Annotated in this window: 14 protein-coding genes; 4 read left to right on the top strand and 10 right to left on the bottom strand. The window is 57.2% G+C overall.

Going from position 1 to position 19331, the window contains the following annotated elements; genetic code table 11:
- Positions 1–65 precede the first annotated feature (65 nt).
- Both GCU45_RS13805 and GCU45_RS13810 read left to right on the top strand, forming a co-directional pair.
- Positions 66–434: a hypothetical protein gene (locus tag GCU45_RS13805; RefSeq protein ID WP_105445653.1), complete on the top strand. Its 369-nt coding sequence runs from the start codon at positions 66–68 to the stop codon at positions 432–434.
- Positions 435–675: 241 nt separating this feature from the next.
- Positions 676–1416 (top strand): GTP pyrophosphokinase, encoded by a 741-nt coding sequence (locus tag GCU45_RS13810; protein WP_105445654.1) that lies wholly within the window; start codon positions 676–678, stop codon positions 1414–1416.
- A gap of 132 nt (positions 1417–1548) precedes the next feature.
- Here the strand turns inward: GCU45_RS13810 and GCU45_RS13815 are convergent, their stop codons facing one another.
- The 7 genes from GCU45_RS13815 to GCU45_RS13845 all read right to left on the bottom strand — a co-directional run bounded on the left by GCU45_RS13815 (position 1549) and on the right by GCU45_RS13845 (position 12442).
- Positions 1549–2391: a M15 family metallopeptidase gene (locus GCU45_RS13815; RefSeq protein WP_152399362.1), complete on the bottom strand. Its 843-nt coding sequence runs from the start codon at positions 2389–2391 to the stop codon at positions 1549–1551.
- On the bottom strand, positions 2388–3170 hold the full coding sequence (locus tag GCU45_RS13820; protein ID WP_152399363.1) for a hypothetical protein: 783 nt from the start codon (positions 3168–3170) through the stop codon (positions 2388–2390). The genes GCU45_RS13815 and GCU45_RS13820 overlap by 4 nt, the downstream gene beginning before the upstream one ends.
- Positions 3171–3269: 99 nt before the next feature.
- Positions 3270–6362: a DEAD/DEAH box helicase gene (locus GCU45_RS13825; RefSeq protein ID WP_152399364.1), complete on the bottom strand. Its 3093-nt coding sequence runs from the start codon at positions 6360–6362 to the stop codon at positions 3270–3272.
- A 374-nt stretch (positions 6363–6736) separates the two neighbouring features.
- Positions 6737–9187, bottom strand: coding sequence for a glycoside hydrolase family 31 protein (locus tag GCU45_RS13830; RefSeq protein ID WP_152399365.1), 2451 nt, complete (start codon positions 9185–9187; stop codon positions 6737–6739).
- An 87-nt stretch (positions 9188–9274) separates the two neighbouring features.
- Positions 9275–10552, bottom strand: coding sequence for an ABC transporter substrate-binding protein (locus GCU45_RS13835; RefSeq protein ID WP_152399366.1), 1278 nt, complete (start codon positions 10550–10552; stop codon positions 9275–9277).
- A gap of 172 nt (positions 10553–10724) precedes the next feature.
- Complete coding sequence (locus GCU45_RS13840) at positions 10725–11561, bottom strand: carbohydrate ABC transporter permease (RefSeq protein ID WP_076172855.1); 837 nt, start codon at positions 11559–11561, stop codon at positions 10725–10727.
- Positions 11561–12442, bottom strand: a complete 882-nt coding sequence (locus tag GCU45_RS13845; RefSeq protein ID WP_152399367.1) for a carbohydrate ABC transporter permease — start codon at positions 12440–12442, stop codon at positions 11561–11563. Before GCU45_RS13845 ends, GCU45_RS13840 begins: the two co-directional genes overlap by 1 nt.
- Positions 12443–12582: 140 nt before the next feature.
- On the opposite strand from GCU45_RS13845, the gene GCU45_RS13850 reads away from it, so the two are divergent.
- Positions 12583–14454 (top strand): cache domain-containing sensor histidine kinase, encoded by a 1872-nt coding sequence (locus tag GCU45_RS13850; RefSeq protein ID WP_152399368.1) that lies wholly within the window; start codon positions 12583–12585, stop codon positions 14452–14454.
- Positions 14455–14459: 5 nt separating this feature from the next.
- Entirely contained in the window at positions 14460–16088 is a 1629-nt protein-coding gene (locus GCU45_RS13855) for a response regulator (RefSeq protein ID WP_152399369.1), read from the top strand.
- Between the two features lie 12 nt (positions 16089–16100).
- Here the strand turns inward: GCU45_RS13855 and GCU45_RS13860 are convergent, their stop codons facing one another.
- The 3 genes from GCU45_RS13860 to GCU45_RS13870 form a co-directional block, all read right to left on the bottom strand.
- Positions 16101–17378 carry an ABC transporter substrate-binding protein gene (locus GCU45_RS13860; protein ID WP_152399370.1) on the bottom strand — a complete coding sequence of 426 codons (1278 nt, stop codon included), beginning with the start codon at positions 17376–17378 and terminating at the stop codon, positions 16101–16103.
- Positions 17379–17436: 58 nt separating this feature from the next.
- A complete protein-coding gene (locus GCU45_RS13865; RefSeq protein ID WP_244364625.1) occupies positions 17437–18222 on the bottom strand; it encodes a carbohydrate ABC transporter permease in 786 nt (261 codons plus the stop codon).
- Positions 18223–18338: 116 nt separating this feature from the next.
- Entirely contained in the window at positions 18339–19220 is an 882-nt protein-coding gene (locus tag GCU45_RS13870) for a carbohydrate ABC transporter permease (protein WP_116232741.1), read from the bottom strand.
- Positions 19221–19331 lie beyond the last annotated feature (111 nt).

Here is a 19331-nt window from a genome sequence, read left to right on the forward strand (position 1 = left end):
CATCCACCGGAAATTGCCAATACACGGGATGCGCGGATGCCATGGATAAGGGAGGAATCTGCCTTATGGATACCGATAAGAAGCGTTACTATATTTCTGTGAGCCATCAGCTGATTCAAGATGTGCCCAATGACTCTGCCGAGTATGAGGTCCTGATGACCGAGACGGAAGTGTCGAAGCTGCGGGATCTGCTGGAGGATCTCACCAAGGAAGACGAGTATGCGTTCAAACGAACCTTTGTTCCGTATAAATCGGCCGACCATGATGAAGCGGCTGATGAGTATAACGATAGACTGATCGCCGTGTATGCTTATCTGCATGAGATCGGGGACGAAAAAACGCGGCGCACGATCGAGGATATGAATATTTTAGGTAAAATGCAGCATACCGATTACCACGATAAAGGGTATGAAGGATCTCCTCTGAACAAATAAAGGGATGATCCCCATATCCCTTTCCGGCCCTTGCCCCTCATGACTTTCCGGTACCCCGGTACATGGGATTCGGGCGGATGGCAGGGGCTTTTGCGGCCTTTACAGGATTGCTGCACTGCCGTCTTGCTTTGCTTCACCCTCCTATTTTCAGGTAAAATGTATACATAAATAGAATGAACTAAAGCAACCATTTCTTTCATTCTATACAGCACTTCAATTTGCAGATAGGTAGGAGATTGGCATGAACGAACAGCAGAACCAACAGCTCGTCGTAAGTCCCGTAACGTTGAAAGACCTCCATCAGCTCGATATAGATAACAACCTGCTCCGTCAATTTGAAGAGTGGAAGAAGCTTCCGATGCTGTACAAACTGGCCCTGGAGGAGCTTCAGAGCAAAATCAAGCTGATCAAGACCGAACTGAAGCTGCAGGACGGTTACAGCCCCATCGAACATATCAAGGTCCGGATCAAGGAACCCAAGAGCATCATGAACAAAATGGAGCGCAAAGGATATGAGCTGACGATGGATAATATCCTGAATCATATCCACGATATCGCCGGCATGCGGATCGTCTGCGCGTTTGTCCAGGACATTTACCGGCTGCTTGACCATTTAACCCACCGCGACGACATCCGGCTGATTGAGGTCAAGGATTATATTGCCCATCCGAAGCCGAACGGCTACCAGAGCCTGCACGTCATCGTGGCCGTGCCGCTGATTCTGATCGAAGGCACCCGCTGGATGAAGGTTGAAATCCAGATGCGGACCTTGGCCATGGATTTCTGGGCGAGCATGGAGCATATTATTTTCTACAAATATGACAAGCAGGTTCCGCCCCATGTGGTGGCCGAGCTGAAAGAAGCTTCCCAGGCCGCCGACAAGCTGGATCACCAGATGCTCCGGCTCCGCCAGGAGATTCTTGCGGAGAACGGCGATTTGATCGAGGGAGCCCTGCATGAAATGCACGAGGGAGAAAGCTAATGCCGGGTGAAATTTGAGGTTGCGAATAAGACCAGCGACCATGGATCGAGTTATATAACGATTGAATAGTGAAAAAAAGCCGTCCCCTAACTAGGGGGACGGCTTATTGGCGTATATCTTGATGGAACGCCGTTATAGCTTCATGTTCGCTTCGTCAAAATAGTCCTCGAGCGCAAGCCCGCTCCGGGCGATGTCCGGTGCCAGGTCCGTTCCGATATAGCGGAGGTGCCACGGCTCGTACACGTAGCCGGTCACGCTCTCCATTCCGTCGGGATATCGGACGATAAAGCCGTACTCCGCGGCATGCGCCGCAAGCCAGCGCCCTTCCTCGGATGAGCCGAATACCGCCCCCAGCACGTTGCCGACACTGGGGCTCGAAACGTCCATCGTCAAGCCCGTCTGATGCTCGCTCGTCCCAGGGACGGCGCTGACGCGGGCGGCTTCCTCCGCCCCCTTGGTGCGGACATGCTGCCCGTAAACAGCCTGCTGGCGCTCATACGAGCGGTAACCGGAGACGGCCCGAAGCTCCAAGCCGGCCTGCGACGCCCCGGCGAACAGCCTTTCGAGCGCGGCGGCGGCTTCCTTTCGCAGCTGCCGTTTCTCATGGTGCCCGTCGAATGTAAAAGGCACGTCCGGTTCCACGAGGTCGGGAGGGGCATACCCTTCCGGAAGGCTGCGCTGCTTATTGACTACCACGGTAACCGCATCCGGATTGGTCACCACCTGCTTCCCGTTCACGGTCCGGGCCGTAGCCTGCAGCGAATTTTCGCTGCGCTTGGCCAGCACGGGATCGGCGACCCGCTCAAGGCCCGCCTGCCCTCCCGCATCCGAGCCTCCGGGAGCGTGAAGGGCTTGTACGCTCTCCCGCCCTGCCCCCTCCGACCGCTCGCAGCCGCTGAGAACGGCGGAAGCCGAGAGGATCAGCGCCGCCAGAAGGCAGGCGCCTCGGCTTCCGGCGCGGGATGGCCCGATCATGTTCTCTTCTCCGAAGCCGGAGCCGGAGTCGGAGCTGGGGCTGGGGCCAGCCCAGCGGCAGCCGGTGGTACCCGCTTCAGCTGCTCCTTGGCTCTCGCCGCAGTCTGCGTCTTGATCGAGCGGATTACCTGCCGGGCTGCCGTCACCTTGGGCAGGAGGCCCGACCAATCCTCCTCCGGCATATCCTTGGTGGGCACCGCCTTCAGATGGACGGCCACCTCCCGGTACGGCGCTCCCGGTTCATGCAGCATGCCCTGCTGCGCCGCTTCTGCCAGCCATTCGCCGGGAGACGGGCCGCCTTTGCCTTTCTCCTCCAGGGAGGACAGGTCGCCGTCGGCCAACTTGGCGTCACCCGGGGGCAGGGAACCAGCCCAGTCGCCGAAGACCCGGCCGAGCAGCTCCTCGCGGGGAAGCCCCAGCAGCGCCAGCATCAGAAGCGGCTCCTCCGCCAAGCGCTGACGGATGGCCGGCATCGACTCCGAAGCATGGGGGCATCCGTCTGCGCCGCAGCTGCAGACCGCCTCCCCCCAGGTCAGGGCGGTTTGCCCCAGCAGCTCATCCAGCCAAGGCAGCTGGCTTTCCTGAAGGAGTAAATAAAGGTCGGCGGGGCAATCGGCCAGCCTCTCCACGATGGTGCCTGCGGGCACAGCTCCGTCTACCGTCACCGGAATGCCGAGGGTCCATTCCTCACGGCCTTCTGCGGTTGTCCCTTGGGCTCGGATCAATCCGGGTTCCGCTTCCACGATCAGCTCCATTCGGTCTTTACCTTGTGCCTTCATCCCTTGTTCCCTCCTTGGAGTGCCCCCAAAAATCAGAAGCGTCGAATCAACATGATAGCCGCAGCCTGCTTAAGGAAGCCCTAAGCCGCCGGTTTACATTTACATCCAGTCTTCCCCTTGCAGCATGATCAATTCCTTCAGCTCGTGATCCGACATCTCGGTCAGCCACGTTTCTCCCGAACCGACGACCTGCTCGGAGAGCGACTTTTTATGCTCGATCAGCTCGTCGATCCGCTCCTCGAGCGTCCCTTGGCAGATCAGCTTGTGAACCTGCACGTTTTTCTGCTGTCCGATCCGGAATACCCGGTCCGTCGCCTGATTCTCCACCGCCGGATTCCACCACCGGTCATAATGCAGCACATGATTGGCCCGGGTCAGATTCAGACCGACGCCTCCCGCCTTCAGCGACAGTACGAAGAAGGACGGGCCTTCGCCCTCCTGAAAGGCCATAACCATGTCGTCGCGCTCCTGTTTGGACACGCCGCCGTGAAGGAAGAAAGGCGCCCTGCCGTAACGCTCCTTCAGCCTGGACACCAGAAGATGCCCCATCGCCACGTATTGCGTGAAGATGAGCGCTGACTCCTGATTTTCCCGGATGTTGTCAAGCAGATCGAAGAGCCGCTCCATTTTCCCGGAAGACTCGGCTTTGGCGCCCCGCACGTCTTCCCTGCCGAGCAGAAGCGGTGAGTCGCAAATCTGCTTCAGCTTCGTCAGCGAGGACAGCACGAGCCCTTTCCGGGCGATCCCCGTCTGCTGTCCGATCTGGCCCATCATCTGGTCCACGACCGATTGGTACATCGCTCCCTGCACCTCAGTCAGCGTGCAGTAAGATTTGATTTCCAGCTTTTCCGGCAAATCCTTGCGGATGTCGGGATCGCTCTTCAGGCGTCTCATCATGAAGGGCGATACAAGCTTATGCAGCTCCTGCAGCTTCCCTGGCGCGACCTCCCCTGTCGTGTACCGCTGCCGGAACGATGTGGAAGAACCGAGATAACCCGGATTGAGGAATTGGAAAATCGACCACAGCTCGCCGAGGCGGTTCTCCACCGGCGTCCCGGTCATCGCGATGCGGTGAGGCGCCGACAGCTTCATGACGCTCTGCGCCTGCTTGGTCCGGTAGTTCTTAATGTACTGGGCTTCGTCCAGCACGACGGTGGACCACAGCACCGAGGCCAGGTCGGAGCCGTCCCTTCCGGCCAAATGGTAGGTGGTCAGCACGACGTCATGCCGAAGCGCCTGCTCCAGAAATTCATCCCCATGAAGGCGGCGGTTGCCGTGATGAATGTACAGCTCGAGCCCGGGGGCAAAGCGCTGCATTTCGCGCTGCCAGTTGCCGAGCAGCGAGGTCGGGCACACGATCAGCACGGGAGGATTGCCTTCCTTGTGCTGCTCCAGCAGACAGGTGATCACCTGCACTGTCTTCCCGAGGCCCATGTCATCGGCCAGGCAGACGCCGAAGCCCATGTCCCGCATCGCCGCCAGCCATTGGTAGCCCCGCTCCTGATAAGGACGGAGTACGCCGTGCAGCGAAGCGGGAACCGGGCGGACAGGCACCTTCTTGGGCCCCTCCTCGCCAAGAAGGGACTGCAGGTAGCCCATCGTCTCCAGCTCCAGCACCGGAATGCCCTTCCAGGTGCGTTCACCGTCCTCTCCTGCACTGAGATGCATCCAGTCGGACATGTTCATTTCGCCTTCGTCATGCTTCTTGATATAGCGCAGCACCTGGCGGATTTCCTTCAAATCCAGCTCGATCCATTCACCGCGGAATTTCACGTACGGCAGGGTCGACTCGGCCAGCTCGGCCAATTCCTCCCGGGTGAGGGTGTGGCCCTCAAGGGCGGCTTCCACCCGGAAGGAGACAAGCTGCTCGAGGCCGATCACCGGATGTCCGGGCGCACCTCCGCCTACATTTTCCGCCAGCATCTTCAGCGACAATCCCACGCGGCGGCGCCCCTTCCGGCTCCACCGGGACGGCATCTGGACCGTGATTCCGGCTTTCGTCAGCTTCGGAACCGAGAGGCGGACAAAGGCGATCATTTCCTCCGTAGTGAGTTCAAGGCTCTCCAGAGCCGGGCTCCTCAGCGCTTCGGCCAGTTCCGGGGACATCCTCGACGCATCGCCGAGCGCACGGAGCATTTGCTCCTGAACATTCGGAAAGACGCGGCCGCGGCGGCTGATATCCCGTTCCCGATACGACCAGATGGCCCGGATAGGAATCCATGCCCCGAACTCATCCTGAAACTCAGCCCAGAACGAGACGCACCAGCGTTCCTCTTCCTCGGTATGGCAGGGCTCGAGCCGCAGTCCCAGCTGCATCCGGCCCTGTGCCGAAGCATCCCCGTTTTCCACGGCCGGGATCGAGGTCCCCCCCGTCTCTCCAACCGCGGACGCCAGCTCCTCCATCTCCTCCGTGCTCCCTTGAACCGGGATCATCCGGCTGGCGGTCAGGGTACTGTTCCACCACAGCTCCGCCACCGGGGAATATCCTCTCCGGTAATCGGCATGGTAGCGGGAAAATTTGCTCTCGTTCTCACGGATCACTTCCCGTACCTGTGCATGGATCATGGCACCCATAAACGAGTGCAGCAAAAATGCCCCCGCTTCCTCCTTGGTCATCGCATCCCTGCCGGATAGCACCGGTACTCCAAGCGCCACAGGTGGCATCGCCGCCGCCAGCTGCAGGAACCGCTCCGCGTCCTGCGGCTGGTTCAGGCTCGGCTTCCATTCCGCCGTCAGCGCTTGCTCGCCCGATTTGCGGCGGGTGCCGTTTGTCGGCACAGGGGCCGTACCCGGCGCGATACTGCCGCGCAGCATCAGCTCCAGGGCGAACCGGGCCGCCTGGGCCCAGTAACCCATCTCCGCCCCGGGCTCCATTCCCGCCTGCCGGATATAAGCCTCATCCCATGCGAGAAGCAGGCTGAAGGCGTCTGCGGCGCTCAGGGCAAGTCCCTCCAGCGTTCTGCCCATGAGCTGGCGCCGTTCCCCCCGGCGGCTCGTACGCTGAGCCGCATGCGCGGACGGGTACTTGAGCTCGGCCAGCCTGAGCGCAGCCTGGGCAAAAGGGCGCGTCCCGTCCGTCAGCGTCAGCTGCTTGACCACTTTGCTCCATGCATCCACTCTCGGTTCGGACATCTCTCCTGAAAAACAAAAAAACACATCGCCAAGCCATACGCCATAAAGCGGTTGATTCATGGTAGTCTCCTGTCGTATCCGTAATTACACATATACTTCCATCTTATACGAAAACGCATGAATTTAAAAACGAGATCCGGGTCTTTTTTAGGCATTTTTCACTATTTTTTTATGCTTTTTGCCCACCATGGGGCCGCCTGCCCTCTGCCTGACCTGATCATGCAGCACAGAGTGAAAGCGTCTCATTGACGCGCATTCAACGAAGCCGGACCGCATTTAACACCGTTTTTCTGGCAATACCAGGAAGCCGACTCTCGAAAAATTAAATTTTCTTATATCTAAAAAAACTAAAAAAGCCGGAAACCGTCCCGGGAGCACTAATCTCCCTGAACCGGTTCCGGCTTGAATCCACCATAGATCTGTATATAGGCTGATCAGGCGGAGATGACCGCCCACTGTCCGCCTTCGGGCCGATCCTGGACCTGAATGATCAGATCGCCGCTCTGGCCATCGACGGCCCAGCCGAGCGCCCCCTGCTCCATTTGCTCAAGCGTCACCTGCCCGAGCCCTTCGACTTCAGCCGGGCGGAACTTCGGCCGGCGCAGCACGAAGCGGAGGGTTTCACGATTCGCTTCATACTGCCGATGCGGGTAAGCATACGACAGGGCAAGCCGGCCTTGCTCGGCCCGCACCTTCAGCTCCAGCTCACTGTAAGCTCCGACTTCGTAGCCGTAGCTCACCCCGTCATCTTCATACAGGCGGTAAGAAGCCGCAAAGTCACCTTCCGCATCCGCGCCGTATACATGGAATGTCACCGCATCATCCGCTCCGTCTTCCGCATGCTGCTTCAGCGGACCTTCCGCAATCACACTGCCCGTCTTCACGTAGATCGGCATAACGGACAGCGGGCTGTGGGCCAAGATATACCGCCCGCCTTCATGCGCTTCGCCCGTCCAGTAGTCCAGCCAAGTCCCTTCGGGCAGGTAAACGGCACGATGGTCGGTGTCCGGACGATAGACCGGCGCGATCAGCACGTTGGCGCCGAGCAGGAATTGATCGCACAGATTCGTTACGTTCGGATCGTGCGGATACTCCAGAATGAGCGGGCGGATGACCGGCAGCCCAGTTGCAGCCGCCTCATGGAACAGGTTGTACAATTGCGGCATCCAGCGGTATCGCAGGCCGATGTACTCCCGCAGGATGGCTTCGGCCTCTTCCCCGAACGACCACGGCTCCTGCCGCACCGTTTCGAGTGCCGAGTGGTTCCGGCAGTACGGGAAGAAGACGCCCATCTGCGTCCAGCGGATCAGAAGCTCCGCGGAGGTATGGTGGGCGAAGCCGCCGATGTCCGGACCCGCGAACGCCAGGCCGGAGAGCCCCATGTTCAGCACCATCGGCATGGCCATGGCCATATGCTCCCAGAAGCTCCGGTTGTCTCCCGTCCAGACGGCCGCATACCGCTGGATGCCCGCGTACCCGGCACGGGTCAGCACAAACGGACGGCGGCGGTCCAGCTGCTCTTTCAACCCTTCAAAGGTCGATTTGGACATAAGCAGGCCGTAGATGTTGTGCAGCTCCTCATGCGTCAGCGGCTTGCCGTTGTTGCGGTGCATCACGTCCAGATCCATCGTCTTGGATTCGTTGAACACCGCCGGTTCGTTCATGTCGTTCCAGATGCCCTCGATGCCAAGTTCGGTATAAAAGGCATGCTGATCCGCCCACCACTTCGCCGTGCGGTCGTCGGTGAAATCCGGGAAGGCGCTTGTCCCCGGCCATACCTCGCCGAAGAACAGATCCCCCTCCAGCTTCCTGCAGAAATGGTCCTCCCGGATCCCTTCCTGATAAATCGGGTATTTCGCATCCTTCTTGACGCCGGGATCCACAATCGGCACGATCCGGATCCCCATCTCCCGCAGCTCGCGGATCAAGCCGGCCGGATCCGGAAACCGCACCGGATCGAACGTAAACACCCGGTATTCGTCCATATAATGAATATCCAAATAAATGACGTCGCACGGAATCTGCTTCGCCCGGAACGTCCTGCCGAGCTCCAGCACCTCCTGCTGGTTCATGTAGCTGTAACGGGACTGATGATACCCGATCGCCCATTTCGGCGGCAGGTTGATCCGCCCGGTCAGAGCAGTGTAACGCTTGACGACATCCTTCAGCTCCGGCCCGTTGATGAAGTACAGGTCATAGCTGCCTGTCGTGCAGCTGACCGTGAAGGCGATTCCATGGCTGCGCATATCGAAATCCGAGCGTCCCGGGTTATCGAGGAACAGTCCGCAGCTGATGCCGCCGTGCATATGAATCAGCAGCGGAATCGACTCGTACAGCGCCTCGATTTCCGGCATATGCGGAGCGTATACGTCGGTGTTCCAGTTCGTGTACCGCTCGCCGCGTTTATCGAGGAAGCTCGATTTCTCCCCGAGTCCGTAGAAATGGGAATCCTGCGGCATGTCGTACACGCCGAAGACCGATCCGTCCGGGCTGAAGGTGATGCTCTTCTGCTCGGCCAGCACGGTTCCTGCCAGGTCCCTGACGGTCATGGACAATCCCAGCTTGTCCAGCGTCACTTCCAGCGACGCCGTGCGGAACCGGACGACCCCTTCCGTCTCCTCCAGCTGTGCCTGGACTTCGCCCCCTGCCGCAGCGGCCGGATCGATGGCGACCGTAGTCGACATTTCCGGATCATTTCCGAGGAAATATTTAATGCGCAGCATGTCGTCCGTGACGAATTCCACGGCCGCTCCCCCGCGTTCCGTTCGTACCCAGTAGGTTCCTTCTCTTTTTTCCACGCCGGTATAGATACCCAGGTTCTCCCAAGCCTCCTGCACAATGGCAGGTCCGTCTTTATCCGGCCGGATTGCTTCGCTGCCCTCCATATCCTGCTTCCCTCCTCTAAGATGAAGAGGCTCCCTTTCATTGGTTCAAAAGGAAGCCTCCAGGTCATTCGTATGCTGCTTAAGCTATTATTTTTTCAAATTATCCCACGTTTTTTGGAAGTCCTCGAACAGCTTGGCCTTGTCGGTCTTGCCGGCGATATACCCCTGCATGCTTGCGCCAAACTCGTTCCAGGCCCCTTCCGGGAATCTCGCGAACTGCCAGCTCAGCAGCTTGTTCTCTTTGCTGTATTTCATCACTTCCGCGCCGAGCGCTCCCAGATCCTCTTCAGTGGCGTTAATGCTCTTGAAGGCCGGAATGAATTTGAATTCCTTGGTGATATAGTTTTTGCCCTCGTCGGAGGTGACGAGCCAGTTCAGGAATTCCTTCGCGTCATCCTTCACCTTGGAGTTTTTGTTGATGACCCAGTTGTTCGGCACGCCAACGAGCAGCTTGTCGTTCTCCTCCGCGTTGTCATTGATCGGCATCGGCAGGATCCCGATATTCATGTTCGGCGTGATGCCGTCGATCTGCACCTGCGTCCAGTTGCCCTGCTGCGTCATAGCCGCCTGTCCGTTCGCAAACATCGTCATTTCCGTGTTGTAGTCGGTCGTCAGCGGATTTTTGTTGCTGTATTTCAGCGTCAGGTCAAACAGATTCATGAACTGGTCCATTTGCTCGTTGCCGGCAAACTTGGCCGTTCCGTTGTTGAGGCCCTCAATGTAAGCGCCCGGATCCTTCTGATGGGCAAAAGCCACGTTCAGCGAGTGCTGGCCGAGAATCCAGCCTTCTTGGTATCCGTTGACGAACGGGGTGATGCCCGCGTCTTGAAGCTTTTTGGCGGCTGCCTCAAGCTCGGTTAACGTCTTCGGAATATCGGTAATGCCCGCCTTTTTGAACAAGTCTTTATTGTAGACAAAGCCGTAGCCTTCCAGGTTCATCGGCATGCCGTACACTTTGCCGTCCTTGGAGATTTGGTCCTTGGCGACATCCACCATATCGCTGACCCATTTTTCACCCGACAGGTCTTCCAGCTTGGCCTGCCACGTATCCAGATCGGTATAACCGCCTACGTTGAAAATATCCGGCTCCTCGCCCGATGCGAATTTCGCTTTCAGCGCCGCACCGTAATCCGAACCGCCGCCTACCGTCTGAATGTCAAGCTTCACACCAGGATGGCTGGCTTCATAGTCGGCTTTGAGCTTGTTGAGCGCCTCGGCGATCTCCACCTTGAATTGGAAAATGTGAATCGTCTTGGTGCCGCCGCTCGCGCCTTCGGCGCTTTTATCTGTTTTGGAGCCGCAGCCGGCCAGTACTACGGAAAGGGCCAGCACGGAAGCCAGCGCCATTTTGGTCCGTTTTTTCATGATCAAGAATCCTCCCTTTTTGTTCTTGCGTATCAAGCGGAATGCTTCATTAAAATGTTCTCTCGTTGAAATCGCTTACTCCCTCATTATAGGGAACGGCATGTCCCGCCGGCACTTACGATATTGATCAAACAGGGGGACGGGATTGACCTGTTGTTCGCAGCTGAAGGATTCAGCCTTTGACCGCTCCCTGCGTAATGCCTTCGACGATATATTTTTGCATAGCCAGGAAAAAGACGATGACCGGCAGAATGCCCAAGACGAGCGCCGGCAGGGCCAGATCCCACTGCTTTGTGAACTGTCCGAAGAAGGCGAAGGTCGCGATCGGAATCGTCCGCAGGTCCGGGCTTTGCAGTACCAGCGACGGCAGCAGGTAATCGTTCCAGATCCAGAGCGTGTTCAGAATGATGACGGTAACGAACATCGGCTTCATCAGCGGAACGACGATCCGGAAGAACGTGCCGTAAATATTCGTTCCGTCCACCGTGGCGGCTTCCTCGATTTCCAGCGGAATCGATTTGACGAAACCGTGGAACAGGAATACCGTCATCGGCACCCCGAAGCCGAGGTAACAGGCGATCAGTCCCGGAATGCTGTTCATCAGGCCCAGCGTACTGGTGACTTTGACAAGCGGAATCATGATGGATTGGAACGGGATGACCATTGCAGCCACGAAAATCATAAACAGAAAGCGGTTGAACCGCGTATTGTGACGCACCATCCGGTACGAGGCCATGGCGCTGAACAGCGCCAGCAGCACGTTGCTGACCACGGTAATGACCAGCGAGTTCCACAGCGCCGACGGGAAGTTGGTAATGTCCCAGGCCCGGCTGTAATTGTGCCACTCAAAGGTTTTCGGCCAGCTGGCGGAGTTCGTCAGCAGGTCGCCAAACGTTTTCACCGAGTTAACGAACAGAAAGTAGAACGGAACCAGGAAGAGCAGCGCAACCAGCACCATAATGATTTCGGTGACGAGCGTCCCCCAGCGGTATTGTTTGGATGCTTCCATTACGATTCGACCTCCATGCTTTTCGTGATTTTAACCTGAAGGCTGGTAATGATGGCAACCACGACGAAGAAGATGATCGCTTTGGCGGTTCCAAGCCCGTAACGGTTGTTCTGGAATGCTTCATTATAAATGTTGAGCGCCACCGATTCCGTCGAGCGGAACGGTCCGCCCTTCGTCAGCGACAGGTTCAGGTCAAACATCTTGAACGACCAGGAAATGGCAAGGAACAGACAGACCGTAACGGCAGGCATCACCAGCGGCACGATGACCGATTTCAGAATTTGCAGCTTGCTGGCCCCGTCGATTTCGGCCGCTTCCAGGATATCTTTAGGGATATTATTGATCGAAGAAATGTAAATGACCATCAGGTAGCCCGCAGTTTGCCAGACGAACACGATAACGATGCCCCAGAAGGCGGTCGTTTCGTCCCCCAGCCAAGGCAGGTTGAAGAAGTGCCAGCCGGTGGCGCTGCCGAGCGCCGAGAAACCCTTTACAAAGATAAACTGCCAAATAAAGCCAAGCAGCAGCCCGCCGATGACGTTCGGCATAAAGAAAATCGTCCGCAGCACATTGCGCGACTTCAATGGCTTGGTCAGGAAATAGGCAAGGAAAAATCCGAGCACATTGGTTACAATAATGCCGATGACCGTGAACCTTACCGTAAACCAGAAAGCCTTCCCAAAATCGGGATCATTGGTTATGATTTGTTTGAAATTGTCGAATCCGACCCAGGTGACGTCGCCGGATACCCCGTTCCAGTTGGTAAAGGAATAATATAAGCCCAGCAGGAACGGAACGACAATGATGATGAGAAAAAAAATCGTGGATGGCCCCACGAATATCAGCTGCTGGAGCAGCCCGGATGACTTTTGGCGATTCATCCTGATCTCCCCTTTACGATTCGTATATGACTATTTCAGTATGAGGGAAGCCTTTCTCCAATAACACGGAGGATCGTGAACCGTTAGGGGGAAAATATTGATATGACATACCTCACGCACCCCGAAAGAGTGGTGTTTCCATGAAATTCCGCAGCATCCGTTCGCGGCTGATTCTGTTTATGCTGCTGGCGACGACCGTCCCGCTGCTGCTCTCCATCACGATCACATACATCCATACCAAGGAGACGATCAAAGAGCAGGCGCTCGAAGAGAACCGGAACCTGATCTACCAGGGCAAGGTCAATTTGACCAACTATCTGAACAGCATCAACCAGGCTTCGCTCACCCTGTACACGGACGCCAACTTCCTGCGCAATCTGCGGAAAATCCCGGACGATTACCGGGCGGTGGCCGAAGTGTACACGTCCTTGCAAAATATTTTGAATACGGTGCACGGCATCGAGCGGATTTACCTGCACGCCACCCAGTCCGGCCAATCCACCTTGGTTACGCCTGCGATCTACCCGAAGCGGGAGTACCGGACCGAGCCCTACATTTCGACCCAAGGGTATGAAAAATATACGACGGCGATCGAGCCGACCCATAAAAGCCATGACTATGGTTTTCCCCCGTCACCGACCTCCTACTCGGACAAAATGGTCTTCACCTTCCACCGGTCCATCACCAATGTGCCGTCGGAGAAGGTGCTGGCCCTGCTGGCGATCGACGTCAGCCTGGATTCGGTGGCGGATATTACCGAGCAGCTGTTCAACAAGGACAAGGAGCAGCTGCTGGTCGTTGACCAGGGCGGTACCGTCGTCTATTCCGGGCGGGACAGCCAACTCGGCACCCAGATCACGGACAAGGAGCTGCTGACGCGGATCAAGGGAACGCAGACCGAGGGCTTTTTCGAAAGCGGCGGAGCCATGAACGTATTCGAGAAGATGCAGACGCCTTATACCGAATGGACGATTATTAAAAGAATTCCGAACAGCACGCTGTATGAGCGCGCGCGACAGCTGACCCAGATCAACGCCGCCATTGCGGTCATCGCCCTGGGAATCATCATCTTTGGCACGCTGTTCATCTCGATCCGGATCACCGAGCCGATCAAGAGGCTGACCAGCTACATGAACCGGATTCAATCCGGCCAGCTCGACGTCGACATATCCTGGAACCGGCAGGACGAGACGGGCATCATGTTCACCCGCTTCAGGCAGATGATGGATACGATCAACAACCTGATCCTGCGGGAATACCGGCTGGAGCTGGCGAACAAAACCAATCAGCTCAAAGCGCTGCAGGCCCAGATCAATCCCCATTTTCTGTACAACACCCTGCAGTCGATCGGAACGCTGGCGCTGCAAAATAACGTTCCGCGGATCTATGCCCTGCTCTCTTCCCTGGCCAAAATTATGCGCTACAGCATGCGCAACAACGATGTGCTGGTGACGCTGAGGGACGAGGCCGATCACGTCCGGCTCTATCTGGAGCTGCAGAAGGAACGCTTCGGGGACCAGCTCGTCTATACGCTGGACCTGGCGCCGGATACGCTGGATGTGTCCATGCCGAAAATGATTCTTCAGCCGCTGATCGAAAATTACTTCAAGCACGGTATGGATCACGAAGGACGTCAGGGCATGGTTCGCATCGAAAGCCATATGCGGGAAGACGGCGTGCTGCAAATCGGGATTGAAAATAACGGCAGCCGGATCGAGCCGGAGAAACTTGCCGCGCTGCAGGAACAGCTGGCTGGCCGGGGAAACGGCGAACTGGAGGACGAATGGGCAGGCGATAACGGAGAAATCGGCGTGCGCAACGTCCTGCTTCGTCTGCAGCTGTATACGCCGCATGACGTCGGCATGCGGATTGAAAACCTCGAGCCGTATGGAGTCCGTATTTCCTTGGAAATCGGTACAGAAGATATGCAAGATATGCACACCGGAGAAAATAAAACGGCTGAAGCCCGCACAGGGGCTGGGCCGAGGGAAGTTCATACAGAGGAGAATTGACAGCCATGAAAGTGTTAATTGTAGACGATGAGAAGCATGTCCGGGAAGCCATCAAGCTGCTCGGGGAATGGGAGCGCCATGGCATTACGGACATTCTGGAAGCGGCCGACGGGAAGTCAGCGACGGAGATGATCGAGGAGCACGCTCCCCAGATCGTGATGACGGATATGCGCATGCCGCGCATGGACGGCACGCAGCTGATGGAATGGCTGAGCGGAAGCCATTCCGGGATAAAGACGATCGTCATCAGCGGTTATGACGATTTCGATCTGGTCCGCCATGCCATCCGCCACGGCGGGATGGATTACATCCTGAAGCCGGTGGACCCCGCCGCCTTGAACGAGGCGCTCGCCAAAGCCGCGGCGGCCTGCCGGGAGGAGGAGCTGAAGCGGCGGCAGAGCAGCCGCCAGAGCATCGAGATGAACCGGATGCGGCCGCATTATGCCGACAAGCTGCTGTCCGACCTGATCGGCGGGCACGGGCGCCGGGAGGAGATCCTTCAGCAACTGCGGGAGGAATACGGCCTGCCGGAGCAAATCGACCGCTGCGCCGCGGCGGTCATCAGCACGGCGCAGCTGGACGACGAGCTTCTGGAGAAGTTTGCCCGCATGAAGCAGCTGCTCTATTTTACGCTGACGAATATCGGCAACGAGCTGCTATCGGCCAAACGAAAAGGGTTCGCCTTCCATCATCTGGCGAACCCCGAAGAAATCGTGCTGCTCCTATGGGATGACTCCATGCCGATGTCCTCCCTGCTGGAGGACATTCACCGCGGCATCGACGCCACCCTGCACCGCAGCGTGCATATCGGCGCCGGGTCCTTCCAGCCGTTCCCAGAGGGCCTCGCCCGCTCCTATCAGGAGGCGCACCGGGCGCTCTGGCAGCGCAGCCTGCAGGACCCCGCCGCCTGGCTCCATACGCTGAGCGCCGACGGCCCGGCAGCTCCGCGGCCCTTGCGCCTGAGCGCGCATGAGGAGCAGTTCCGCCTGGCAGCGCTCAGCGGCAGCCCCGAGCAGATCAGCGCCGCCGTGGACGGCTGGATGCAGGCCGTCCGGCAGCTCGATCGGGTAACGCCTGAGCAGCTGGTGCAGTGGAACGCGGAGTGGGACTGGATGCTGAAGCAGTGGATGGATCAGGGCGCCGAAGCTGCGGCGCCAAGTCCCGACAAGGACGCCCTGCTGGAGCTACCCCGCTCCCTTCCGCTCGACAAGCATGGACGGTTGTCCTATGACCTATGGACTTCCCAATACGAAGGGCGGCTGACCGCAGCCAGCCGCATTTTGACACAGAAGCACTCGCGGGAGAACCATATCATCCACGACATTGCCGCATACCTGGAAAGCCATTATGCCGAGGATATTTCCCTGCAGGAAATGGCTGCGCGCTTTTTTCTCAGCCGGGAATACATCTCCAGACGCTTCAAGCAGGAATTCCATGTGAACCTCTCCGACTTTCTCGCCCGGATCCGGATTGAGAAGGCCAAGCTGCTTCTGCACAATCCGCAGCTGCGCATCTCCCAGATTGCCGAAATGGTCGGATATCAGGACGAGAAATATTTCAGCAAGGTGTTCAAGAAGCAGGAAGGCCGCACGCCGAACGAATTCCGGAAGGACCTCGCGGCTCAGACGCACTGAGCCCGGCGGTCATTAGCGGACGCTCAAGTTGTCCCAGTTCTGCTGGAACTGCTCAAACATTTCCTGCTTCGTGATTTTGCCGCCGATGTATCCCTGCATGGCCGCGGCGAATTCGGGCTGCATGCCGAACGGGAACCGGAACCAGTTCCAGGTCAGCGTCTTGCCTTCGTCGGTGTATTTCTGCACTTCCATGCCCAGCTGTCCCAGGTCTTCGTCCGTACCTTTAATGGACTTGAAGGCCGGAATGAATTTGAACTCCTTCGTAATGTACTTCTTCCCGATATCAGAGGTCACCAGCCAGTTCAGAAACTCCTTGGCCTCCTCCTTGACCGGTGAATCCTTATAGATGACCCAGTTGTTCGGCACGCCGACGTACAGCTTGTCCCCCAGCTGCGGATCGTCATTGATCGGCATCGGCAGGATGCCCAGGTTCAGCTTCGGATTAATGCCGTCAATCTGCACCTGGGTCCAGTTCCCCTGCTGCATCATGGCGGCTTCCCCGCTGGCGAACATCGTGACTTGGGTGTTGTAGTCCGTCGTAAGCGGACCTGGATTGCCATATTTCAGCGTCAGGTCGAACAGGTTCGACCACTGCTTCACGACTTCGTTGTCCGCGAACGTTTCCGTCTTGTCATTCAGATGCTGGATAAAAGCGCCAGGGTCCTTCTGGTCGGCAAAAGCCACGTTGATGTTATGGTTGCCGAGCACGAAATTTTCCTGATACCCGTTGGCAAACGGGGTAATTCCGGCGGCCTTCAGCTTCTTGCACGCTTCCTCAAGCTCGCTGAGCGTGGTCGGACGCTGTGTGATGCCCGCCTTCTTGAACAAATCCTTGTTATAAATGAAGCCGTACCCTTCCAGGTTCATCGGCTGCCCGTACAGCTTGCCGTCCTTGGTCATCGGCTCTTTGGCGATGTCCTTCACATCCTTGACCCAAGGCTGATCGGACAAGTCCTCCAAATATTCCTGCCACATGTCCATTTCGGCATAACCGCCGATATTGAAAATGTCCGGCTCTTTCGAAGCTGCAAATTTGGACCGGAGCGAGGCGCCGTAGTCGCTGCCCCCGCCGACGGTCTGTATATCCAGCTTGATCCCCGGATGGGACTGCTCATACTCCGCTTTTAGTTTATTTAATGCATCCGCAATTTCCACCTTGAACTGAAAAATATGAATGGTCTTGACCCCGCCACTGCCACTGCCACTTCCGCTGCCGCATCCGACCAGCAGGGCGAACGAGGTCAGCAGCACACCAAGGCGGGCTCCAACGGCATAGGCCTTTTTCTTCATGCCGCATAACCTCCTTTATGGAATATACTTGAGCTGCCGGGACGGACTGAGGCTGGGTTCACCCCTTCACCGATCCCTGGGCGATGCCTTCGATAATGTACTTCTGCATGGCCAGGAAGAAGATGACGATCGGCGTAATGCCGAGCACCAGCGCCGGCAGGGCCAGATCCCACTGCTTCGTAAACTGGCCGAAGAACGCATAGGTCGCGATCGGGATCGTCTGCCGCGACGGGCTCTGCAGAATGAGCGACGGCATCAGATAATCGTTCCAGATCCACAGCGCGTTCAGGATGATGACGGTGACGATAATCGGCTGCATCAAGGGCAGGACGATGCGGAAGAAAATGCCGTACGTGGAGCAGCCGTCAACCCGGCCCGCCTCCTCGATCTCCCGTGGCACCGATTTGACAAATCCGTGGAACAGAAACACGGACAGCGGCGCGCCAAATCCGAGGTAGCAGATGATCAGCCCGGTTCTCGTGTCCATGAGGCCTAGCGTGCTGACGACCTTAACGAGCGGGATCATGATCGATTGGAACGGAATGACCATCGCGGCGACAAACGCAGCGAACAGCAGCCGGTTGAACACCGTGTCCCTGCGCACCATCCGGTACGCCGCCATCGAGCTGATCAAGGACAGCAGCACGTTGCTGATAACCGCGATCAGCAGGGAATTGCCGAACACTTTCGGGAAGGCGGTAATTTTCCACGCCTGTGCATAGTTGTTCCATAGAAAGGCATGCGGCCAGCCCGCGGAGTTGGTCAGAATATCGCCGAAGGACTTCACTGAATTGACGAGCAGAAAGTAGAACGGCACCAGGAACACCAGGGCCAGCAGAATCATCAGCAGTTCAAGGATCAGCCGTTTGGCGCGATACCCGCGGCTTGTGCTTGCGCCGGCTCTTGGGCTTGGACCTCGGTTTGTGCCTGGGTTTGTTCCTGGGTTCGTGCTTGTGTGCATCATACTTCCACCTCCTTGCGCTTTGTGGCGCGCACTTGAAGGATCGAAATCAAGGCAACGACAATAAAGAAGATGATCGCCTTCGCCGAACCCATGCCGAAGCGGCTGATGTTAAACGCCTCATTGTAAATGTTCAGCGCAACGGATTCAGTCGATTTGAACGGACCGCCCTTGGTGAGCGACAGATTCAGGTCAAAGAGCTTGAACGACCAGGAAATGGCGAGGAACAGACAGACCGTCACGGCCGGCATGACCAGCGGAACGGTGATCTTCCGGAGAACCTGTCCCCTGGATGCACCATCGATTTGAGCGGCCTCAATGAGGCTTTTCGGCACATTGTTCAGCGAGGAAATGTAGATGACCATCAAATAGCCGGCGTTCTGCCAGACAAAGACGATGACGACCGCCCAGAAGGCCGTCGCCTCGGTGCCGAGCCAGGGCAGCTTGAAGAAGGAGAGCCCGGTTGCCGCACCGACAGAAGAAAACCCTTTCACGAAGATGAACTGCCAGATAAATCCGAGCAGCAGCCCCCCGATGACATGAGGCACAAAAAATACGGTCCGCAGCGCATTTCGCGTCAGCAGCGACCGCGTCAGCACATAGGCGAGAATAAAACCGAGCACATTGGTTAGGATGACTCCAAGTACGGTAAATTTGACGGTAAACCAGAACGAATTCAGAAACGCCGGGTCTTCCGTGAAAATGTGGATATAATTGCGGAAGCCGACCCAGCCCGCATGCCTCGACACCCCGTTCCAGTCGGTAAACGAATAATACAGTCCTAAAAGAAAGGGAACGACAACAATGACGAGGAAGCACAGGGCCGACGGTCCGACAAAAATGAGCTGCTGCAGCAGCTGAGACGATTTTTTCGAGTTCATGCCCTCACTCCTTACACTTTCATGGTTTTTCATTTAATTACCTATATCGACAAGGATTGAATCTGCATCATTTTGTTCTTTTTGGGACAAATTCGGGTATATTTGTAGGGG

Source organism: Paenibacillus cellulositrophicus, from assembly GCF_009363095.1.
Taxonomy (GTDB): domain Bacteria; phylum Bacillota; class Bacilli; order Paenibacillales; family Paenibacillaceae; genus Paenibacillus_AQ; species Paenibacillus_AQ favisporus.

Excerpts from the sequence above, each read along its gene's own strand:
- GCU45_RS13805 (WP_105445653.1), top strand. The coding sequence starts at position 66 with ATGGATACCGATAAGAAGCGTTACTATATTTCTGTGAGCCATCAGCTG.
- GCU45_RS13855 (WP_152399369.1), top strand. The coding sequence starts at position 14,460 with ATGAAAGTGTTAATTGTAGACGATGAGAAGCATGTCCGGGAAGCCATC.
- GCU45_RS13845 (WP_152399367.1), bottom strand. The coding sequence starts at position 12,442 with ATGAATCGCCAAAAGTCATCCGGGCTGCTCCAGCAGCTGATATTCGTG.
- GCU45_RS13835 (WP_152399366.1), bottom strand. The coding sequence starts at position 10,552 with ATGAAAAAACGGACCAAAATGGCGCTGGCTTCCGTGCTGGCCCTTTCC.
- GCU45_RS13815 (WP_152399362.1), bottom strand. The coding sequence starts at position 2,391 with ATGATCGGGCCATCCCGCGCCGGAAGCCGAGGCGCCTGCCTTCTGGCG.
- GCU45_RS13860 (WP_152399370.1), bottom strand. The coding sequence starts at position 17,378 with ATGAAGAAAAAGGCCTATGCCGTTGGAGCCCGCCTTGGTGTGCTGCTG.
- GCU45_RS13870 (WP_116232741.1), bottom strand. The coding sequence starts at position 19,220 with ATGAACTCGAAAAAATCGTCTCAGCTGCTGCAGCAGCTCATTTTTGTC.
- GCU45_RS13810 (WP_105445654.1), top strand. The coding sequence starts at position 676 with ATGAACGAACAGCAGAACCAACAGCTCGTCGTAAGTCCCGTAACGTTG.
- GCU45_RS13820 (WP_152399363.1), bottom strand. The coding sequence starts at position 3,170 with ATGAAGGCACAAGGTAAAGACCGAATGGAGCTGATCGTGGAAGCGGAA.
- GCU45_RS13830 (WP_152399365.1), bottom strand. The coding sequence starts at position 9,187 with ATGGAGGGCAGCGAAGCAATCCGGCCGGATAAAGACGGACCTGCCATT.
- GCU45_RS13825 (WP_152399364.1), bottom strand. The coding sequence starts at position 6,362 with ATGAATCAACCGCTTTATGGCGTATGGCTTGGCGATGTGTTTTTTTGT.
- GCU45_RS13865 (WP_244364625.1), bottom strand. The coding sequence starts at position 18,222 with ATGATTCTGCTGGCCCTGGTGTTCCTGGTGCCGTTCTACTTTCTGCTC.
- GCU45_RS13850 (WP_152399368.1), top strand. The coding sequence starts at position 12,583 with ATGAAATTCCGCAGCATCCGTTCGCGGCTGATTCTGTTTATGCTGCTG.
- GCU45_RS13840 (WP_076172855.1), bottom strand. The coding sequence starts at position 11,561 with ATGGAAGCATCCAAACAATACCGCTGGGGGACGCTCGTCACCGAAATC.